We start from the raw sequence: 17,123 nt of genomic DNA, 5'->3' as shown, positions 1-17,123 counted from the left end.
TTCAGCGGCGCACGATGAAGCCGGTGATGCCCTGGGGTGTCATCGGTTCCAGCTCCACTGCCGTCACCTTCGCCTTGACCGGCCCGCGAGCCAGCCACTTCTCCAGTTCGCGTACGGCGCCCTCCTCGCCCTCGAGCAGCACCTCCACCCGTCCATCCTCCAGATTGCGCACCCAGCCGTCGATGTCCAGGCGTTCGGCCTGCTCCTGCGCGCTCTGCCGGTAGTACACGCCCTGCACCTTACCGCTCACGTAGCCGTGCAGACAGATTCTGGCCATCAGTGCTTCTCCTCCCGCAGTGTGGTCAGGCGCGCCTGCAGGCCGGCGGCGGTCTGCTCGCCGAGCAACTGCTCGCGCAACTTACCCTCAGGGTCGACGATATAGGTTACAGGCAGCGCTTCGCTGCGCGGCAGGCTGTAGTGCGGCGCGGGGTCGTCGGCCAGCACGGTGTACTGCACCTCCAGCGCCTGCGCAGCCTTCGCCAGGTCGGCATCGCGCAGCCCGTCGAAGTTCACGCCCAGCACTCGGAAGCCCTGGGTCCTGCCCTCTTCTGCGAGCCGATTCAGCTCGGGAATTTCCTTGCGGCACGGTGCGCACCATTCGGCCCAATAATTAATAACTAGCCACTGGCCATCCATGCTCGCAGCGGTTACTTTCTGCCCATGCTGATCGACGCCATAGTCCGCCGAACAACCGGCCAGGAGAAGGCCGGCGACCAATCCCATTACGATACGGAGCCGCACTCCCATGCCTTCAGTCCTCGTGTATGCGGGGTGTTCATGACGCTCGATGCCTCGCGTCTGGAGGTGCCGGATATCCTCGAGGAGAATTCCGATGCAGTGAGCAATCTGGCGGCTGGGCTTCAGGAATTCCGACGCCACTCCCTACAGGAAGGACTGCAGAAAACCCTCGGCACGCTGTTTCGCCTCAACCGGTGTGCACTGACCTTACTGGAAAGGCAACGCGCCCTGCAAAGCCTGACCGAAGAATATCGCCACTATTCGCAGCGGGTTCGCCACGAGAAGACACCGCCGGAGCTTTTCGTGCATTTCTGCACCGAGCTGGCGGCAGGCTTCAAGCGCCTGTTGCTGCAGATCCTGAATGGCCGCAAACCGTCTCGGCCACACATGGCCTGGTGCCTGTACATGGCCCAGCATTTCCTGGCCCAGGCGCTGCTGCGTCACTACCAGCAATACCAGCAGCCACCCGGAGTGCTCTGGCGCGACAGCCACCTGCTGTACTGGATCGCTGAACACCAGGAGTGCCTCGACGAACCGGTGGCTGCCGCCTTCGATCCCATTCCCGCTGGAACCCTGCGCGGCCTCTACCAGCAGATTCTGCTTCTAGCCCTGAGCAATCCCTTCCACCTGACCGAAGGCGAAGCCCCGCAACTGTTCAGCGCCCTTGCACCTCTTGCCGCCCTTGGGCGACTGCAGCCCTGGGATGACGAGGAACAGGAGGGTTACCTGGTCGACCTGGGCGCCGACCTACCCTGCATCAGCCCCGAGCAGACCGTCGATACGCCGCCCCAACAACTGCGCCGCCTGGAGCTGGGCGCCCTGCTGATCGCCCTGCACGACCCCGCACCCTTGCGCAGAGCCGACCAGGGCGCCCTGCTGGAGCGCGTCCGCCATCACTGGCTGGGACAGCATCCACGTCGCCACGAGCGCACGGAGCAAACCGGCACCTGCCAGTTGATCGTGGGACTCGGCGCCATCCAGCAACACCTGCTCACCCCCAACACCCAGAGCGGCTGCGAAGCAGGGATTCTCGACGTCAGCGCCGGAGGCACGCGCATCCGCTGCGACGGCAACCGCGCCAGCCAGTTCCCCGTCGGCCAGTTGCTGCTGATCCTCAACAGCAATGGCACGCCGACCCTGGCCATCGTGCGCTGGCGGCACCTCAACAATGACGGCCTGCACCTGGGCCTGCGTTATCTGAAAGGGCTCCCCCGCCCCGTCTGGCTACGCCGCGCACCTGACGCCCAGCGTCACCCCGGCGTGCTGCAGAGTACCCCGGAACCCGGCAATGGCTGGTATCACGGCTTATGGCTGGCTCAGGGGCACTTCGTGGAAGGCGAAAACCTCTGGCTGCAATTGGCCAGTTTCGACAACCAGACCATCCTACCGCTGCCGACCTCCAACCTGGGCACGCCCCTCGTCTCCCGCCATCCGCTGCGCCTGGCCTGAAAGCTGAATTGCGAGACAAGTCACAGCGAAGATCGGCAGTACGCCCGGTTTGTCGGATATCTCCTACCTATAATTCGGAACGATCGTCCGAGCCGACTAGAGCATTTCATCCAGCCGCCTCTCGACAGCCCCAGTATGCGGCAGGCGCCACGCACGCCTCCCACTCTCGACAGGATCGCCAGATGCAGCCCACAGACCAGCTCGTCAGCAAGGTTCCCAGCCAGATCGTCGGTAGCGCACGTATCGGCAACTCCGCCAGCGGCGGGCGCCTGGCCGACTACAACGTCGCCGCCTGGCTGCACCTGCCCGGCGTGACAGCGCTGCCCGTGACACTGGTGGTCACCTATCGGGATGGAGAACAGGTTCGGGAAGTAGCCGTCGATCACGGCATGGTGAATGCGCAGAGCCGCATCCTGCTGTCGGGCATCGCCCGCCTGCCATTCCGCCAGCGAATCGAGGATATGCAGGTAAGGCTGCGGACGGCCATCGGCCTGTCGCGCCTGGTGGTCGAAGAGCTGTTCGTGCAGGCGGTCGAGCCGCTGAACAGCGCGGCCCGACCGATTGCCACTACCCTGTAATCAGCCCAACTGGCGCACTTGGGCAACAGGTTCGAGTTCAGCGTGCGACGCCAGATCCTTCACCTCGCCCTGTACTGCAGGCAACAGGGACTCCGGCCAACTGCTGAATTGCAGACCAGTAATTCTATTCAGCCTCTCCAGCGCGCTTTGCGGATCACGCTGATGCAGGTGTACTACGTTCTTCTGGTCGTTATTCATGGATTCACGGGCCTTGAAGGAACTTCTGCAGGACATCATTGTCCTGCCAGTCCTATAGCCAGAAGCGTGCCAATCCACGAATAGCCAAGATTGGTGCGCCTCGCGCCCGCCGCGAAAGTTTCGAAGCATCAGAATCGCCCGAAACTGACGTTTTACGTCACTCAGAATGTGACGGCTTCAACCATTCTGCGAGGCTGGCGCCAAAAAGCGCCTGTCGTTCCGCCTGGTAGCGCTCCAGTGTTTGCCGCAAGGCGGGGTACCAGGGCTCGTCCAGCTCCGCCGGCAAGGCGTCGAGGCACGGCAGCGGCCAGGGGCTGCGGTTGAGCAGGTGATGCAGGCGGTAGCTGCCCAGGTCGCGGCACAGGACCCAGGACGCACTGGTCGCGCCTACGCGGCAAACCAGTTGCTCGCTCTCCAGAAAATCGAGGATTTCCTCCCACTCGTCCTCCGGCAACAGCCATCCCGCGCGGTGCAGATGCTCCAGCCGGGTGGGCACGCCGTGCCGCTGACGATCGAAGAACACCCGCAGCACCCCGAGGATCACCAGCAGGCGCGGCAGCGCACGGCGGCGCCACAAGCGCGTCGAGGAGAGGTTGCAGACCAGCTCCGCACCGAACAGCACGATCAGCCAGGACAGGTAGATCCACAGCAGGAACAGCGGCACGGTGGCAAAGGCGCCGTAGATCAGCTTGTAACCAGGGAAAAAGCTCACGTAGAGGCCGAACAGCGACTTCGCCGCCTCGAACAGGATCGCGGTGAACACGCCGCCAGCCAGGGCATGCAGGAACGGCACCCGCGCATTGGGCACCGCCGCGTAGATCAGAGTGAAAGCCGCCACGCTGAACAGCAGCGGCATGAACTTCAGCAAGGTCGCCGCGCCCGGCAGGGCATGGGGACCGGACAGCAGCGACAGCGAGGTGATGTAGGTCGACACCGCAAAGCCCGTACCCAGCAGCAGCGGCCCCAGACTGAGGATCGCCCAGTACAGCAGGAAGCGCGCGACACCACGGCGCGGCTGGCGCACCCGCCAGATGGCGTTGAAGGCCTTCTCGATGGTCACCAGCATGGTGAACGCGGTGACCGCCAGGAACGCCACGCCCAGCCAGGTCAGATGGCGCGCCTGCACGGTAAAGTTACGCAGATAGGCCTCAACCGCTTCTCCGGTGGAAGGCACGAAGTTGCGGAACACGAACAGCTGGATGCGCTCCCCCATCCCCTCGAAGGCCGGCACGGCCGACAGCATGGCGAAGGTCACGGTCATCATCGGCACGACAGCGAACAGCGTGGTGTAGGTCAGGGCCGCCGCGCTGTTGGGCGCCTTGTCGGCGTGGAAGCGCTGGACCAGATAGCGGCCGAACTCGACCAGGCCCTGCAAGCGTTCGCGCATGAATTGTCCTTTGGCTGCACAGAAATATCCGCCCTCGTAGATCGCGCCGCACGACAGCGGTTCAGTCCGATCCGAGGAGGCGGTTAGAATAGCCGCCACTTCATCGGCCTTGCGAGTCCCGGCACATGAGCCAGATTTCACTGTTCCACAATCCCCGCTGCTCGAAATCCCGCGGCGCCCTCGAACTACTGGAAGAACGTGGCATCCAGGCGGAGATCATCCGTTACCTGGAAACCCCGCCCAGCGCGGCTGAACTCAAGGCGCTGCTCGGCAAGCTGGGCATCGGCGCGCGCCAACTGCTGCGCACCGGCGAGGACGAGTACAAGACCCTCGACCTGGCCAACCCGGCGCTCAGCGACGAACAACTGATCGAGGCGATGGCCAGCCATCCCAAGCTGATCGAGCGACCGATCCTGATCGTCGGCGATAAGGCGGTGATCGGCCGCCCGCCGGAGAAGGTGCTGGAGATCCTGCCTTGAGCACAGCCTACATCCTGGTCCTCTACTACAGCCGCCACGGCGCCACCGCCGAGATGGCGCGGCAGATCGCCCGTGGCGTGGAACAGGGCGGCCTGGAGGCGCGCGTGCGCACCGTGCCGGCGGTCTCCACCGAGTGCGAAGCCGTGGCCCCGGACATCCCCGCCGAAGGCGCGCTCTACGCCACCCTGGACGACCTGAAGGACTGCGCCGGCCTGGCCCTGGGCAGCCCGACGCGCTTCGGCAACATGGCCGCACCGCTCAAGTACTTCCTCGACGGCACCAGCAGCCTCTGGCTGACCGGCGGCCTGGTCGGCAAGCCGGCAGCGGTCTTCACTTCCACCGCCAGCCTGCATGGCGGCCAGGAAACGACGCAGCTGTCGATGCTGCTGCCGCTGCTGCATCACGGCATGATCGTCACCGGCATTCCCTACAGCGAGCCGGCGCTGCTGGAGACCCGCGGCGGCGGCACGCCCTACGGCGCCAGCCATTTCGCCGGCGCGGACGGCAAGCGCAGCCTCGATGACCACGAAATCACCCTGTGCCGCGCGCTGGGCAAGCGCCTGGCCGAAGTCGCCCGCAAACTGGAGAGCTGAATGGCCCGCAAGAACAAACCGCTGCCGCCCATGGAGTGGCTCAAACCCCGGCTGGCCGCCAGCCGCGCGGTCGCCCTCGGCAGCTTCATCGGGCTGATCCTGCTCATCGTCATCTGGGACCTGCTGTTCGCCGACGCCCACGGCGCCGCGCACTGGGTGCCCTGGGCGGTGCTGGCGTTCAAGCTGCTGCCGCTGCTGGTGGTGGCGCCGGGCATGCTGATCGGCAGCGCCCGCGGCCATGCCTGGGCGTGCTACGTGATCAACCTGTACTTCATCCTCGGCGTGCTCAACGCCTTCGATCCGAACCACGCCATCTTCGGCTGGGCCGAGATCATCCTCAGCGTGTCGCTGTTCTGTTCGGCGCTGCTCTACACGCGCTGGCGCTTCCAGTACGACCGCAAGCGGGCTGGCGAAGGCGAAGAGCCGAAGCAGGAGGCGACCAGCGCCTGAGGTGCCGCGCAGGAAACCTGGGCCTTACCAGCCCATGGTTTCCTTCAGGAAGGGAATGGTCAGCTTGCGCTGGGCCTGCAGCGAGGCCTTGTCCAGTTCGTCCAGCAGGTCGAAGAGAAACTGCATGCTGCGTGCACCGCGGGTGAGGATGAAGCGTCCCACTTCGTCGGTCAGGTGCAGGCCGCGGCGCGAGGCACGCAGTTGCAGCGCGCGGAGCTTTTCGTCGTCGGTCAGCGGATGCAGCTGGAAGATCAGCGAGAGGGTCAGGCGGGATTTCAGGTCCGGCAGCTTCACCGGCAGCTCCCGCGGCGACACCGAGGCCGAGAGCAGCAGCTTGCGGCCGGAATCGCGCAGGCGGTTGAACAGGTGGAACAACCCCTCTTCCCACTCGCGCTTGCCGGCCAGCGCATCGAGATCATCAAGGCACACCAGTTCGCGCTGTTCGAGGTTGTCGAAGATTTCCGGGCCGTAGGGCACCAGGTCGGCCATCGGCAGGTAGACGGACGGTTCACCCAGCTGTTCGGAGCGGATACAGGCAGCCTGCAGCAAGTGGCTACGGCCCACGCCTTCGGCACCCCAGAGGTAGATCAGGCTCTCCGTCCAGCCTGCCTCTGGTTCGCACAGGCGCTCGACATAGCCCAGCGCCGCCGCATTGGCGCCGGGGTAGTAGTTGGCGAACGTTGCGTCATCACGCAGGCGTACGCTTAAGGGGAGCTGCATAGGAGTCATGCGGGCCGGGCGTTTCTTCAATCGCTTGTGGTGGGCCGTGGTGACTGAAAGTTTATCCAAATCAGAAGGATAACGCAGCTACTCAGTGCGGATCAGAGCGGCCGTCCCCTGGGAACGGGACCTTGTCCGCACCCAGGGCCGGGATTATCCGTGCAAGTTACCAGTGGAAGCGCAGGACGCTCGCACGCGGCACGGCGGGGTTCGGCACCGGCTGGCCGCTGGCGTCCACCGCCGGCTGGGCCGGTTCGGCGGAAGCCTCCTGCAGACGCGCCAGGGCCAGTTGCGCGCGCAGTTGCTCGGGGCTGGCGGTCACGTTGTAGACCAGCTTGCCGCCCTGGACCAGCACCAGCTTGGCGCCCATGGGTTCGAGCAGACGCGACACCTCGGCATAGCGGGCCAGGTCGGCTCCCTCGATCTCCAGCACCTGCGCGGTGGCGGCACCGGCGGAACCGACGAAGCGCTGCGACAGGCGCTGCGAAACGCCCAGCATCACTGCATCGGCCAGCGCATCGGGGGTATCGCCCTGGGCCTGGCCCTGCTCGCGGCTGTCGCCCATCCATACACGCCAGGTGGCGCTCCACTTGCCGTCGGCCTCCTTGGCGTCCACCGCCAGCAGGGCATCGGCGCCGTAGCGCTCGGAGGCGGACTGCAGCGCGCCGGGTTGCGCGGCGTTGATGTTCTCGGCGGTACCGACCTGCTGCTCGCTGAGGTCGGCCATCGGTAGGCGCAGCGGCAGGCCGCGACGCTGGGCGGCGCGATTCAGGGGAGCGGCGGCTTCCTGGCTGTCACCCACCAGGCTGCTGCCGTTGGCGCCTTCGTTCAGCCACCAGGCCAGCACGGACGGACGGCTGGCACCCCACACCGGCAGACCGGCCTGACGCAGCGCCTTGTCGGTGGCGGTCGGATCGAAATCGACCACCAGCGCCAGGGGCGGGCCATTCTCGTAGCCGTACTGACTGATCAGTTGCTGCGGGTCCTTGAAGTAACCAGCCAGCGCGGGGCTTTGCAGACCACGGCTGTCGCCGGTCAGGCGCTGCACCAGGGTCTGCAGGGCGCGGGTCAGGCCGACGTTGCGCTCATCCGGCTGCTGGGAGGCGACCGGCTCATGTACCTGGTAGAGGTTGCCGAGGGTTTCAGCGAAGCTGGGCAGGCTGAGCAGCGACAGGCAGAGGATCAACAGGCGGGCGGTCAGACGCATGGCGGGCTCTCGCGGAAGAATCGGGACGCCGCATCGTGCGAGGCGGCAAAGAAGGCCTATACCTTAAACAGCCGTCCAGCCAGCGGCAACAGCGCGAGATGGCCGCTGCCGGGCAAGCCTGATAAAATCCCGCGCCTCCCGCGCAGGCTGAGCGCGCCGATGGCGTGCTCTGGCCGCAAGACGAATCATCCCTCTATAGGCCTGGATTTATGAGCAACAAGCAACCCTCGTTGAGCTACAAGGACGCCGGTGTGGACATCGACGCCGGCGAAGCCCTGGTCGAACGCATCAAAGGCGTCGCCAAGCGCACCGCGCGTCCGGAAGTGATGGGCGGCCTGGGTGGCTTCGGCGCTCTGTGCGAAATCCCGGCCGGCTACAAGCAGCCCGTGCTGGTCTCCGGCACCGACGGCGTCGGCACCAAGCTGCGCCTGGCGCTGAACCTGAACAAGCACGACAGCATCGGCCAGGACCTGGTCGCCATGTGCGTGAACGACCTGGTCGTATGCGGCGCCGAGCCGCTGTTCTTCCTCGACTACTACGCCACCGGCAAGCTCAACGTCGACGTGGCCGCCACCGTGGTCACCGGCATCGGCGCCGGTTGCGAGCTGGCCGGCTGCTCCCTGGTCGGTGGTGAAACCGCCGAGATGCCCGGCATGTATGAAGGCGAAGACTACGACCTGGCCGGCTTCTGCGTTGGCGTGGTGGAAAAATCGGAAATCATCGACGGCTCGAAAGTGGTCGCCGGCGACGCCCTGATCGCCCTGCCCTCCTCCGGCCCGCACTCCAACGGCTACTCGCTGATCCGCAAGATCATCGAAGTCTCCGGCGCCGATATCGAAGCCACTCAGCTCGACGGCAAGCCGCTGGCCGACCTGCTGATGGCCCCGACCCGCATCTATGTGAAGCCCCTGCTGCAACTGATCAAGCAGACCGGCGCGGTGAAGGCCATGGCCCACATCACCGGCGGCGGCCTGCTGGACAACATCCCGCGCGTGCTGCCGGACAATGCCCAGGCCGTCATCGACGTGGCCAGCTGGCAGCGCCCGGCGGTCTTCGACTGGCTGCAGGAAAAAGGCAACGTCGACGAGACCGAAATGCACCGCGTGCTGAACTGCGGCGTGGGCATGGTCATCTGCGTCGCCCAGGACCAGGTCGAAGCCTCGCTCAAGGCCCTGCGTGACGCCGGCGAGCAGCCGTGGGTCATCGGCCGCATCGACGCCTGCGCCGCAGACGCCGAGCGCGTGGTCCTGAACAACCTGAAAGGCCACTGATGTCCACACCTTGCAATGTCGTGGTGCTGATTTCCGGCTCCGGCAGCAACCTGCAAGCCCTGATCGACAGCCTCGCCGACGCCCCGTCGTCGGCGGTGATCCGCGCGGTACTTTCCAACCGCGCGGACGCCTATGGCCTGGAGCGTGCGCGCAAGGCCGGCATCGAAACCTGCTTCCTCGACCACAAGGCCTATGCCGACCGTGAAAGCTTCGATGCCGCGCTGATCCAGGCCATCGACGGCTTCAGCCCCGACCTGGTGCTGCTCGCTGGCTTCATGCGTATCCTCAGTCCGGGCTTCGTGCGCCACTACCACGGCCGCCTGCTGAACATCCATCCGTCCCTGTTGCCCAAGTACAAGGGCCTGCACACCCACCAGCGCGCGCTGGAAGCCGGCGATGCCGAGCATGGCTGCAGTGTGCACTTCGTTACCGAGGAACTTGATGGTGGTCCTCTGGTCGTACAGGCGGCAATCCCGGTACAGTCTGACGACACGCCGGAAACGCTGGCGCAGCGCGTTCACCTGCAGGAGCACGTGATCTATCCGCTGGCCATGCGCTGGTTCGCCGAAGGCCGTTTGCGCCTGGGCGAGCAAGGCGCCATGCTGGATGGGGAGACTCTCCCCGCCTCCGGCCATTCGTACCGAACCTAGGAGATTCGTGATGCGTAGAGCCCTGCTGTTCCTGATGGCTGTACTGACCTTGCCGGCGCAGGCTTTCGAGCTGCAGCCGTTCGAGGCCAGCTACACCGCCGACTGGAAACAGATGCCGATCAGCGGAACCGCCTCCCGCAGCCTCAAGCAAGGCGACGGCGGCCGTTGGGAACTGGACTTCAAGGCGTCCATGCTGCTCGCCAGCCTCACCGAAAGCAGCACGTTCAAGGTCGAAAACGACGTCTACCTGCCGCTGACCTACCGCTGGGCCCGTGAAGGCCTGGGCAAGAACAAGCAAACCGAGCTCGATTTCGACTGGGCCGAGAAGCAGGTGCTGGGCAGCGACCGTGGCGACCAGGTGCGCCAGCCGCTGAACAAGGGCCAGCTGGACAAGTCCACCTACCAGCTCGCGCTGCAGCACGACGTCGCCGTCGGCAAGAAAGCCATGAGCTACCAGGTGATCGAGGGTACCGACACCGATACCTACGACTTCCGCGTGCTCGGCGAGGAGAAGGTCCGCACCCAGGCCGGCCTGATCACCGCCATCAAGGTGGAGCGCGTACGCGACCCCACCAAGAGCAACCGCAAGACCATCCTCTGGTTCGCCAAGGATTGGGACTTCCTCCTCGTGCGCCTGTATCAGCAGGAGTCCGATGGCAAGGAATACCAGATCATGCTCAAGGAAGGCACCGTGAACGGCAAAGCCGTCCAGGGCGAGAAAGGCTGATCCTTCAGCGAAAAGAAAAGCCGGGCAATTGCCCGGCTTTTTCATTTCCGCGCCACGCGGAGCGCGGAGCCTGTAGGAGCGAGGGGGACGCCATCGCTATTGCTCGCGAACCGCTTGGCGTCGATACCGTCGGACACAATGTTCGCGAGCAAGCTCGCTCCTACGAAGAGCCGCACGCCGTAGTGAGCGCGGCCAATAAAAAGCCGGGCAACGCCCGGCTTTTTATTGCCTGGAGAATCAGGCTGCGTATCAGCCTTCGTTCGACGGCTTGCGCTTGAAGCGGCGGGCGATCCAGCCGATGGCCAGGGCCGGGACGATCCACAGTTTTTTCAGCAGGACCAGCAGGGTGGCGAACAGACCAACCTTGGCCGCGACCTTGCCGGCGATCAATGCACCCAGGCCATAGGCGGCGACCTTGTCGACGCTGGGGTTGAAGTCGACATAGCGGCTGCCCGGGTTGAACTCGGTCATCGCCAGCACTTTGCCGACGTTCTTCTCGATCTCCGGCAGTTGCTCCATGCCAGCGACGAAGTTCAGCACCAGCACGCCTTTGCGGCCCAGCACGCGGATGTTGTAGTTCAGCGTGTGTTCCTTGCTGTCGCCGAACTTCAGCTCCTTGGCCCAGTACAGCTTCTTCTCGGCCGCGTCATAGTGCGGCGGTGCCGCCCAGCCGATCAGCTGGATGGCTTCGAAACCCTGTTTCTCGCGCTCTGGATTGGCTTCGCGCAGGTCGTCCTGCATTTCCTTGAGCATCTCGGCGTAGTCGATCTTCCCGGCGTCCTCATCGGAGACGTAGCCGCTCTCCTCGTACTGCACGGTCACCGCCCAGGCGGCGGGTTCGAAGGGCGAGACGCCGGCCGGCATCAACATGCCCAGCGGCGGCTCCGCGTTCGGCGGGTTGCCCCAGGCTTCGAGTACCCGCTCGGCGTCCGCGCTGTCGAGGAAGACGAAGTTTTCCGGCAGATCGAAGGTCGCGAGGTTGTCGCCCACCACCACCTTGCCCTTCTTGAAGTGCAGGCTGGCGACGAAGGTCTCGGGGGACATCTCCTCGTCCGATTCTGCAGCCGGTGCGGTGGCAGGCGCGGGTGCCTCGCTCTGGGTAGACGTGGCGGTGGCTGCGAACGCCGGTGCGGCGACAGCCTGGGCGAGCAATGCAACGAGGAAGAGGGCTTTGCCATCCATAGGGGAAATCTCCTGAATCAGTCCATGATCCGGTGACCGCCTGACGCGGTACCTGGAAGTGAATTGTGGCATCTCGCCACGACATCTGTAACAGAAAATTTCTCACAGACTGGCGCAGGCACAAAAAAGCCGGGCATCGGCCCGGCTTTCTGGCGGCGCTACGGATCAAGGCTGACTGGCAATGGCCTTCTCCACTGCCGCCTGCAACTCCGGATCATCCGGCTTGGTCAAGCTGGAAAACTCCGCCACGACCTTGCCCTGGCGATCCACCACGTACTTGAAGAAGTTCCAGCGCGGCACCTGGTCGGCCTGGGCGGAGAGGTCCCTGAACAGCGGGATGGCCTCGTCGCCGCGGACGTGCTGCACCGAGGTCATGTTGAAGGTCACACCGTAGTTGCCATAGCAGATCTTGGCGGTCTCGGCGGCATCGGCGTCTTCCTGCTTGAAGTCGTCGGAGGGCACGCCGAGCACTTCCAGGCCCTGCCCCTTGTACTTCTGGTACAGCGCTTCCAGCCCCTTGAACTGCGGGGTGAAGCCGCAGTGACTGGCAGTGTTTACCACCACCAGCGGCTTGCCGGCGTACAGCTCGCACAGGTCGAGCACATCCTTGGAGCGCAGCTTGGGCAGCTCGCCCTGGGTCTTGAGCAGCGCCGGGCAGTCGGCGGCTTGCGCGACCAAGGGCAGTAACAGGGACAGGGCGAGCAGGGAAAGACGCATGGCAGTGATCCTCGAATTATCCCGTCACGCTACGCTGCGCGGCGCCCCTCAGCAACTGCCCATACCCAGTTGCATCAACGCCAGCCCGCCGAGCTGCCAGCCCCACCAGGCGAGGCCGGCCAGCACCAGGCCGAGGCCCAGCGCCAGCATGATGGCCAGTGAACGCTTCACGCCGCCCCCAGCGCCGCCCGCTCGACCGGGCGCTCGCGCACCGGCCAGTTGAGCAGGCCGGCGAGCAGGCTGAGGAGGATGGAAATCTGCCAGACCAGGTCGTAGTTGCCGGTGTGGTCATACACGTAGCCACCCAGCCAACCGCCGAGGAAGGCGCCGATCTGGTGGAACAGGAAGGTGATGCCGCCGAGCATCGACAGGTTGCGCACGCCGAACAGCGTGGCGACGGTGCCGTTGGTGAGTGGCACCGTGGACAGCCACAGCAACCCCATGGCGATGCCGAACGCGTAGGCGGTCCACACGGTGAGCGGCGCCCAGAGGAAGGCAAGGATCACCACGCCACGCAGCAGGTACAGTCCGGTGAGCAACTTGGGCTTGCTCATCCGTCCGCCGAGCCAGCCTGCGATGTAAGTGCCGAAGACGTTGAACAGCCCCACCAGCGCCAGCACCGTGGTGCCAACGGTGGCCGGCAGATGGCGATCCACCAGATACGCCGGCAGGTGCACACCAATGAACACCACCTGGAAGCCGCAGACGAAGAAGCCCAACGACAGCAGCCAGAAGCCGGAATGCCCGGCGGCCTCGCGCAGCGCCTCGCCGAGGGTCTGCTCGTGGCCCTGGATCGGCAGCGGTTTGTCACGCATCAGCCCGGACAGCGGGACGATCAACGCCACCAGCAGCCCCAGCGCCAGCAGCGCGGCGGACCAGCCCAGCCAACTGATCAGGCCGAGGGTACCCGGCAGCATGGCGAACTGGCCGAAGGAGCCGGCGGCCGCCGAGATGCCCATGGCCATGCTGCGCCGTTCCAGCGGCACCGCGCGGCCCACCGCGCCGAGGATCACCGAGAAGGAGGTGCCGGAGAGGCCGATGCCGATCAGCAGGCCGGCACTCAGCGACAGGCTGAAGGCCGAATCGGAATAGCCCATCAGCACCAGGCCGATGGCGTAGAGAATGCCGCCCACCAGCACGGTGCGCATGGCGCCGAAGCGGTCGGCGATGGCCCCGGTGAACGGCTGGGCGATGCCCCAGATGAGATTCTGCAGCGCAATGGCGAAGGCGAAGGTCTCGCGCCCCCAGCCGAACTCGGCGCTCATCGGCGCCAGGAACAGGCCGAAGCCGTGGCGGATGCCTAGGGACAGGGCCAGGATCAGGGCGCCGGACAAGAGTATCCAGAACCCCGTACGCGACAGCTTCGACATCATTATCTCCTACACGGGTATATACCCGCTTTCAATCAGGGTCTTTCCATTGCACGCCGGCCGCTGCTAACTCTCCAGCTCGGCCAATTCATCCAGCAAGGCTTCCAACTGACGGCGCTTTTCCTCGCCCAGGTGGGCCGCCACATCCCGCTGCGCCGCATCCCAGGCTTCACGGCCCTGTTCGATGCGCGCCAGCCCTTCCGGGGTCAGCACCACGATGCGGTTGCGCAGGTCCTCGCCCTCCGCCAGCCGCACCAACCCTTCGCCTTCCAACGGCTTGAGGTTGCGCCCCAGGGTACTGCGGTCCAGGCCCATGGCTTCGGCCAGGTCGGAAATGCTCGGCTGCTCCAGCCGCGACAGGTGCCGCAACAGGGAAAATTGCGGCGTGGTCAGCCCGACTCCCTTCAGGGCGTCGTCATAGACACGGGTGACCGCGCGGGCGGAGCGGCGCAGCTTGGTACAGAGGCATTGGGTCGTCAGCATGAATGCGTGTATATACCCGCAAATGGCGAGCCGTCAATCCCGGCCGCCACCGATTGTCCCATCTGCCAGAGCGCCGCGTTGGCGCAGCCAAGGGCACCACGCGGAGCCAGCCGTATAACTGCGGACATCCAGCCCCGCACCGTCGGCGGGGCGCGCCATGGCCCGAGGTTCCCGATGCCCGTCTACAAAGCCCCGCTGCGCGACACCCGCTTCCTGCTCAACGAAGTCTTCGATTTCCCCACGCACTACCGGAACCTGGTGAATGGCGGCGAAGCCACGCCGGACATGGTCGACGCCATCCTCAGCGAATGCGCGACGCTCTGCGAGGAAGTGATCGCCCCGCTCTACCACAGCGGCGACGAGGAAGGCTGCCACCTGGAGAACGGCGAAGTGCGCACGCCCAAGGGCTTCAAGGAGGCCTATGACGCCTATGTGGCCGGCGGCTGGCAAGGCCTGTCGCACCCGGTGGAATACGGCGGCCAGGGTCTGCCGATGAGCCTGGGCGCGCTCAAGCAGGAGATGATGGGCACCGCCAACTGGCCTTTCTCGATGTACCCGGGGCTGTCGCTGGGCGCGATGAACACCGTGATGCAGCACGGCACCGAGGAGCAGAAGCAGACCTATCTCACCCCGCTCACCGAAGGCCGCTGGGGCGGCACCATGTGCCTGACCGAGCCGCAGTGCGGCACCGACCTGGGCCAGGTGAAGACCCGCGCCGAAGCCAACGCCGACGGCAGCTACGCCATCACTGGCACCAAGATTTTCATCTCCTCCGGCGAACACGATCTCACCGAGAACATCGTGCACATCGTCCTCGCCCGCCTGCCGGATGCACCGAAAGGTACGCGCGGCATTTCGCTGTTCATCGTGCCGAAGTTCCTTCCGGGCGAAGGCAACACACTCGGCCCGCGCAATGGCGTCACCTGCGGCGCGCTGGAAAAGAAGATGGGCATCAAGGCTTCGGCCACCTGCGTGATGAACTTCGACGGCGCCACCGGTTACCTGATCGGCGAGCCGAACAAGGGCCTGGAGTGCATGTTCACCTTCATGAACAGCGCGCGCATCGGCACCGCCATCCAGGGCGTGGCCACCGCCGAACTGGCCTATCAGGGCGCGCTGGCCTACGCCCGCGAGCGCCGCTCCATGCGTGCGCTGTCCGGCACCAAGGAGCCAGGCGAGATCGCCGACAGCCTGATGCACCACGGCGACGTGCGCCGCATGCTGCTGACCCAGAAGGCCGTGGCCGAGGGCGGCCGCGCGCTGATCTACCTGGCCACCCAGTACGCCGACAAGATGATCCAGGGCCTGCTGAGCAACGATAACGCCGAGTACGACCGCTGGGACGACAAGCTCGGTTTCCTTACCCCGATCCTCAAGGGCTGCCTGACCGAACTGGGCCTGGAGAGCGCCAACCTCGGCATGCAGGTGTTCGGCGGCCACGGCTACATCAAGGAACACGGCATGGAGCAGATTGTCCGCGACGCGCGGATCGCCACGCTCTACGAGGGCACCACCGGCATCCAGGCGCTGGACCTGCTCGGCCGCAAGGTGCTGCTGATGACCCAGGGCAAGGCCGTGCGAGACTTCACCCGGCAAGTGGCGAAGTTCGCTGTCGAGCTGCTCAAGCAGGAACCGGCCATGCGCGGCCGCGCGCTCACGCTGCTGAAGCTCTGCGCGCAGTGGAACCTGCTGACGCTGCGTATCGCCCTCACCGCCCGCAAGCAGCGCGACCTGGTGAGCACCGCCAGCCACGATTACCTGATGTTCTCCGGCTACGCCGCGCTGGCTTACTCCTGGGCGCTACAGGAAGCCGCCGCGCGCAAGCGCCTGCGCCAGGGTGGCAGCGAGTCGAGCGACTTCTACAAGGCGAAGATCGCCACCAGTGACTTCTACTTCGCTCGCTTGCTGCCCCGCGCCAAGGGGCACGCGGCGGCGATGGCCAAGCCGGTGCGGTCAATCATGGGATTGAAGACGGAGCACTTTGCGTTTGATTAACCTAGGCGCCAAGCCCTCGCTCGCACCTGCCTGACCTCCGGCGCGAGCTTCAGCCCTCTCCCCCGCCCTCTCCCTTCAGGGAGAGGGTTAGGGAGAGGGCTCCCCAACCAGGAACTTCCGAAGGGGAGTTCAGAGCGCCAGCGCCACCAGCACCGCGCACTCGATCAGCTCCACCATCGCCCCGGCAGTGTCTCCGGTAGTGCCACCCAGGCGAGCGATGAGGCGTCTGCGCAACCAGACGAAGACCACCAGGGTAACCGCCACCGCGAGCATGCCCGGCAGCCCCACCAGCACCATCAGCGCGGCGTTGCCCGCCAACATCCAGGGCATCGCCCGGCGCGGCAAATGGTCGGCCAGCGCCTGTCCCAGGCCGCCAGGGCGGGCGTATCCGGTGGTGAGGAACAGCAGCGGCAAGGCGCAACGCCCCAGCCAGGGCGCCAGCAGCAGCGCCCAGTATTGGTGATTGCCGAGCACCGCGGTGAGCGCGGCGAACTTCAGCAGCAGCACCACGACCAGGGTCACCACCGCCACCGGTCCGCAGCGCGGGTCCTTCATGATCGCCAGGGTGCGTTCGCGATCGCCCAGACCACCGACCCAGGCATCCGCCGTATCGGCCAGGCCATCCAAATGCAACGCGCCGCTGATCATCACCCACAGCGCCAGCAGCAAGGCTGCCTGAAGCAGCAGGTGCACGTTGACCAGCAGCTCGCCCACGGCCATCAGCAGCGCACCGACCAGCAACCCCACCAGCGGATAGAACAACGTCGCCCGGCCGAACTGCTCCGGGGTCGGCATGTTGGTGAAGTGCACCGGCAGGCGGGTGAGGAACTGCAGCGCCACCAGCGGCAGGCACCAGTCGCTGAGTTGCGCGGTGGGCAAGGAAGTGGATGCGTCGCCCGACGGCGGCACGGGCTCCTCTCGTTCGGGTT

The 17,123-nt window shown here is 65.5% G+C and carries 21 protein-coding genes; 9 read left to right on the top strand and 12 right to left on the bottom strand.

Going from position 1 to position 17,123, the window contains the following annotated elements; translation table 11 throughout:
- Nucleotide 1: 1 nt before the first annotated feature.
- Nucleotides 2–277, bottom strand: coding sequence for an acylphosphatase (locus SD196_RS07735; protein WP_275610763.1), 276 nt, complete (start codon nt 275–277; stop codon nt 2–4).
- Nucleotides 277–747, bottom strand: a complete 471-nt coding sequence (locus tag SD196_RS07730) for a TlpA disulfide reductase family protein (RefSeq protein WP_275610762.1) — start codon at nt 745–747, stop codon at nt 277–279. Before SD196_RS07730 ends, SD196_RS07735 begins: the two co-directional genes overlap by 1 nt.
- Before the next feature lie 30 nt (nt 748–777).
- Between SD196_RS07730 and SD196_RS07725 the strand changes: the two genes are divergently transcribed.
- Complete coding sequence (locus SD196_RS07725; protein ID WP_343574041.1) at nt 778–2,187, top strand: PilZ domain-containing protein; 1,410 nt, start codon at nt 778–780, stop codon at nt 2,185–2,187.
- Nucleotides 2,188–2,369: 182 nt separating this feature from the next.
- Nucleotides 2,370–2,765, top strand: a complete 396-nt coding sequence (locus SD196_RS07720; RefSeq protein ID WP_275610760.1) for a hypothetical protein — start codon at nt 2,370–2,372, stop codon at nt 2,763–2,765.
- On the opposite strand, the gene SD196_RS07715 is transcribed toward SD196_RS07720, so the two are convergent.
- Nucleotides 2,766–2,963: a hypothetical protein gene (locus SD196_RS07715; protein WP_275610759.1), complete on the bottom strand. Its 198-nt coding sequence runs from the start codon at nt 2,961–2,963 to the stop codon at nt 2,766–2,768.
- Nucleotides 2,964–3,120: 157 nt separating this feature from the next.
- A complete protein-coding gene (locus tag SD196_RS07710) occupies nt 3,121–4,350 on the bottom strand; it encodes a YihY family inner membrane protein (RefSeq protein WP_275610758.1) in 1,230 nt (409 codons plus the stop codon).
- Nucleotides 4,351–4,475: 125 nt separating this feature from the next.
- Here SD196_RS07710 and arsC point away from each other — a divergent pair, with 125 nt between their 5' ends.
- From arsC to SD196_RS07695, 3 genes are read left to right on the top strand one after another with little or no spacing between them, the layout of a single operon-like run.
- The gene (gene arsC, locus SD196_RS07705) at nt 4,476–4,829 is read left to right on the top strand and encodes an arsenate reductase (glutaredoxin) (RefSeq protein WP_015478300.1); all 354 of its coding nucleotides are present in this window, start codon (nt 4,476–4,478) and stop codon (nt 4,827–4,829) included.
- Nucleotides 4,826–5,422 (top strand): NAD(P)H:quinone oxidoreductase, encoded by a 597-nt coding sequence (wrbA, locus tag SD196_RS07700; protein ID WP_275610757.1) that lies wholly within the window; start codon nt 4,826–4,828, stop codon nt 5,420–5,422. The genes arsC and wrbA overlap by 4 nt, the downstream gene beginning before the upstream one ends.
- Nucleotides 5,423–5,872: a DUF2069 domain-containing protein gene (locus SD196_RS07695; RefSeq protein WP_275610756.1), complete on the top strand. Its 450-nt coding sequence runs from the start codon at nt 5,423–5,425 to the stop codon at nt 5,870–5,872.
- 24 nt (nt 5,873–5,896) lie between these two features.
- Here the strand turns inward: SD196_RS07695 and hda are convergent, their stop codons facing one another.
- Together hda and SD196_RS07685 are read right to left on the bottom strand one after the other, a co-directional pair.
- Nucleotides 5,897–6,601, bottom strand: coding sequence for a DnaA regulatory inactivator Hda (gene hda / locus SD196_RS07690; RefSeq protein WP_152221526.1), 705 nt, complete (start codon nt 6,599–6,601; stop codon nt 5,897–5,899).
- Nucleotides 6,602–6,758: 157 nt separating this feature from the next.
- Nucleotides 6,759–7,799, bottom strand: a complete 1,041-nt coding sequence (locus tag SD196_RS07685; RefSeq protein ID WP_343574054.1) for a DUF2066 domain-containing protein — start codon at nt 7,797–7,799, stop codon at nt 6,759–6,761.
- Nucleotides 7,800–8,008: 209 nt separating this feature from the next.
- Between SD196_RS07685 and purM the strand changes: the two genes are divergently transcribed.
- From purM to SD196_RS07670, 3 genes are read left to right on the top strand one after another with little or no spacing between them, the layout of a single operon-like run.
- Nucleotides 8,009–9,070, top strand: coding sequence for a phosphoribosylformylglycinamidine cyclo-ligase (gene purM, locus SD196_RS07680; protein WP_275610754.1), 1,062 nt, complete (start codon nt 8,009–8,011; stop codon nt 9,068–9,070).
- Complete coding sequence (purN, locus tag SD196_RS07675) at nt 9,070–9,720, top strand: phosphoribosylglycinamide formyltransferase (RefSeq protein ID WP_275610753.1); 651 nt, start codon at nt 9,070–9,072, stop codon at nt 9,718–9,720. The genes purM and purN overlap by 1 nt, the downstream gene beginning before the upstream one ends.
- A 10-nt stretch (nt 9,721–9,730) precedes the next feature.
- Complete coding sequence (locus SD196_RS07670; protein ID WP_275610752.1) at nt 9,731–10,447, top strand: DUF3108 domain-containing protein; 717 nt, start codon at nt 9,731–9,733, stop codon at nt 10,445–10,447.
- Nucleotides 10,448–10,696: 249 nt separating this feature from the next.
- Here the strand turns inward: SD196_RS07670 and SD196_RS07665 are convergent, their stop codons facing one another.
- From SD196_RS07665 to SD196_RS07645, 5 genes are all read right to left on the bottom strand, one after another.
- Nucleotides 10,697–11,629 (bottom strand): DUF2167 domain-containing protein, encoded by a 933-nt coding sequence (locus SD196_RS07665; RefSeq protein WP_331316214.1) that lies wholly within the window; start codon nt 11,627–11,629, stop codon nt 10,697–10,699.
- Between the two features lie 165 nt (nt 11,630–11,794).
- A complete protein-coding gene (locus SD196_RS07660; protein ID WP_275610750.1) occupies nt 11,795–12,346 on the bottom strand; it encodes a glutathione peroxidase in 552 nt (183 codons plus the stop codon).
- Between the two features lie 48 nt (nt 12,347–12,394).
- Entirely contained in the window at nt 12,395–12,517 is a 123-nt protein-coding gene (locus tag SD196_RS07655; protein ID WP_275612059.1) for a hypothetical protein, read from the bottom strand.
- Nucleotides 12,514–13,707: an MFS transporter gene (locus SD196_RS07650; protein ID WP_275611907.1), complete on the bottom strand. Its 1,194-nt coding sequence runs from the start codon at nt 13,705–13,707 to the stop codon at nt 12,514–12,516. Before SD196_RS07650 ends, SD196_RS07655 begins: the two co-directional genes overlap by 4 nt.
- 75 nt (nt 13,708–13,782) lie before the next feature.
- A complete protein-coding gene (locus SD196_RS07645; protein ID WP_275610749.1) occupies nt 13,783–14,199 on the bottom strand; it encodes a MarR family winged helix-turn-helix transcriptional regulator in 417 nt (138 codons plus the stop codon).
- Between the two features lie 174 nt (nt 14,200–14,373).
- Here SD196_RS07645 and SD196_RS07640 point away from each other — a divergent pair, with 174 nt between their 5' ends.
- Nucleotides 14,374–16,194 (top strand): acyl-CoA dehydrogenase C-terminal domain-containing protein, encoded by a 1,821-nt coding sequence (locus SD196_RS07640; RefSeq protein ID WP_416311240.1) that lies wholly within the window; start codon nt 14,374–14,376, stop codon nt 16,192–16,194.
- A 129-nt stretch (nt 16,195–16,323) separates the two neighbouring features.
- Here SD196_RS07640 and SD196_RS07635 read toward each other — a convergent pair whose 3' ends face one another.
- Nucleotides 16,324–16,989 (bottom strand): adenosylcobinamide-GDP ribazoletransferase, encoded by a 666-nt coding sequence (locus SD196_RS07635; RefSeq protein ID WP_416311724.1) that lies wholly within the window; start codon nt 16,987–16,989, stop codon nt 16,324–16,326.
- Between the last annotated feature and the right edge of the window lie 134 nt (nt 16,990–17,123).

The organism is Pseudomonas macauensis (assembly GCF_047902425.1).
Lineage (GTDB): Bacteria > Pseudomonadota > Gammaproteobacteria > Pseudomonadales > Pseudomonadaceae > Pseudomonas.
This window is presented reverse-complemented; position numbering and strand designations above follow the sequence as displayed.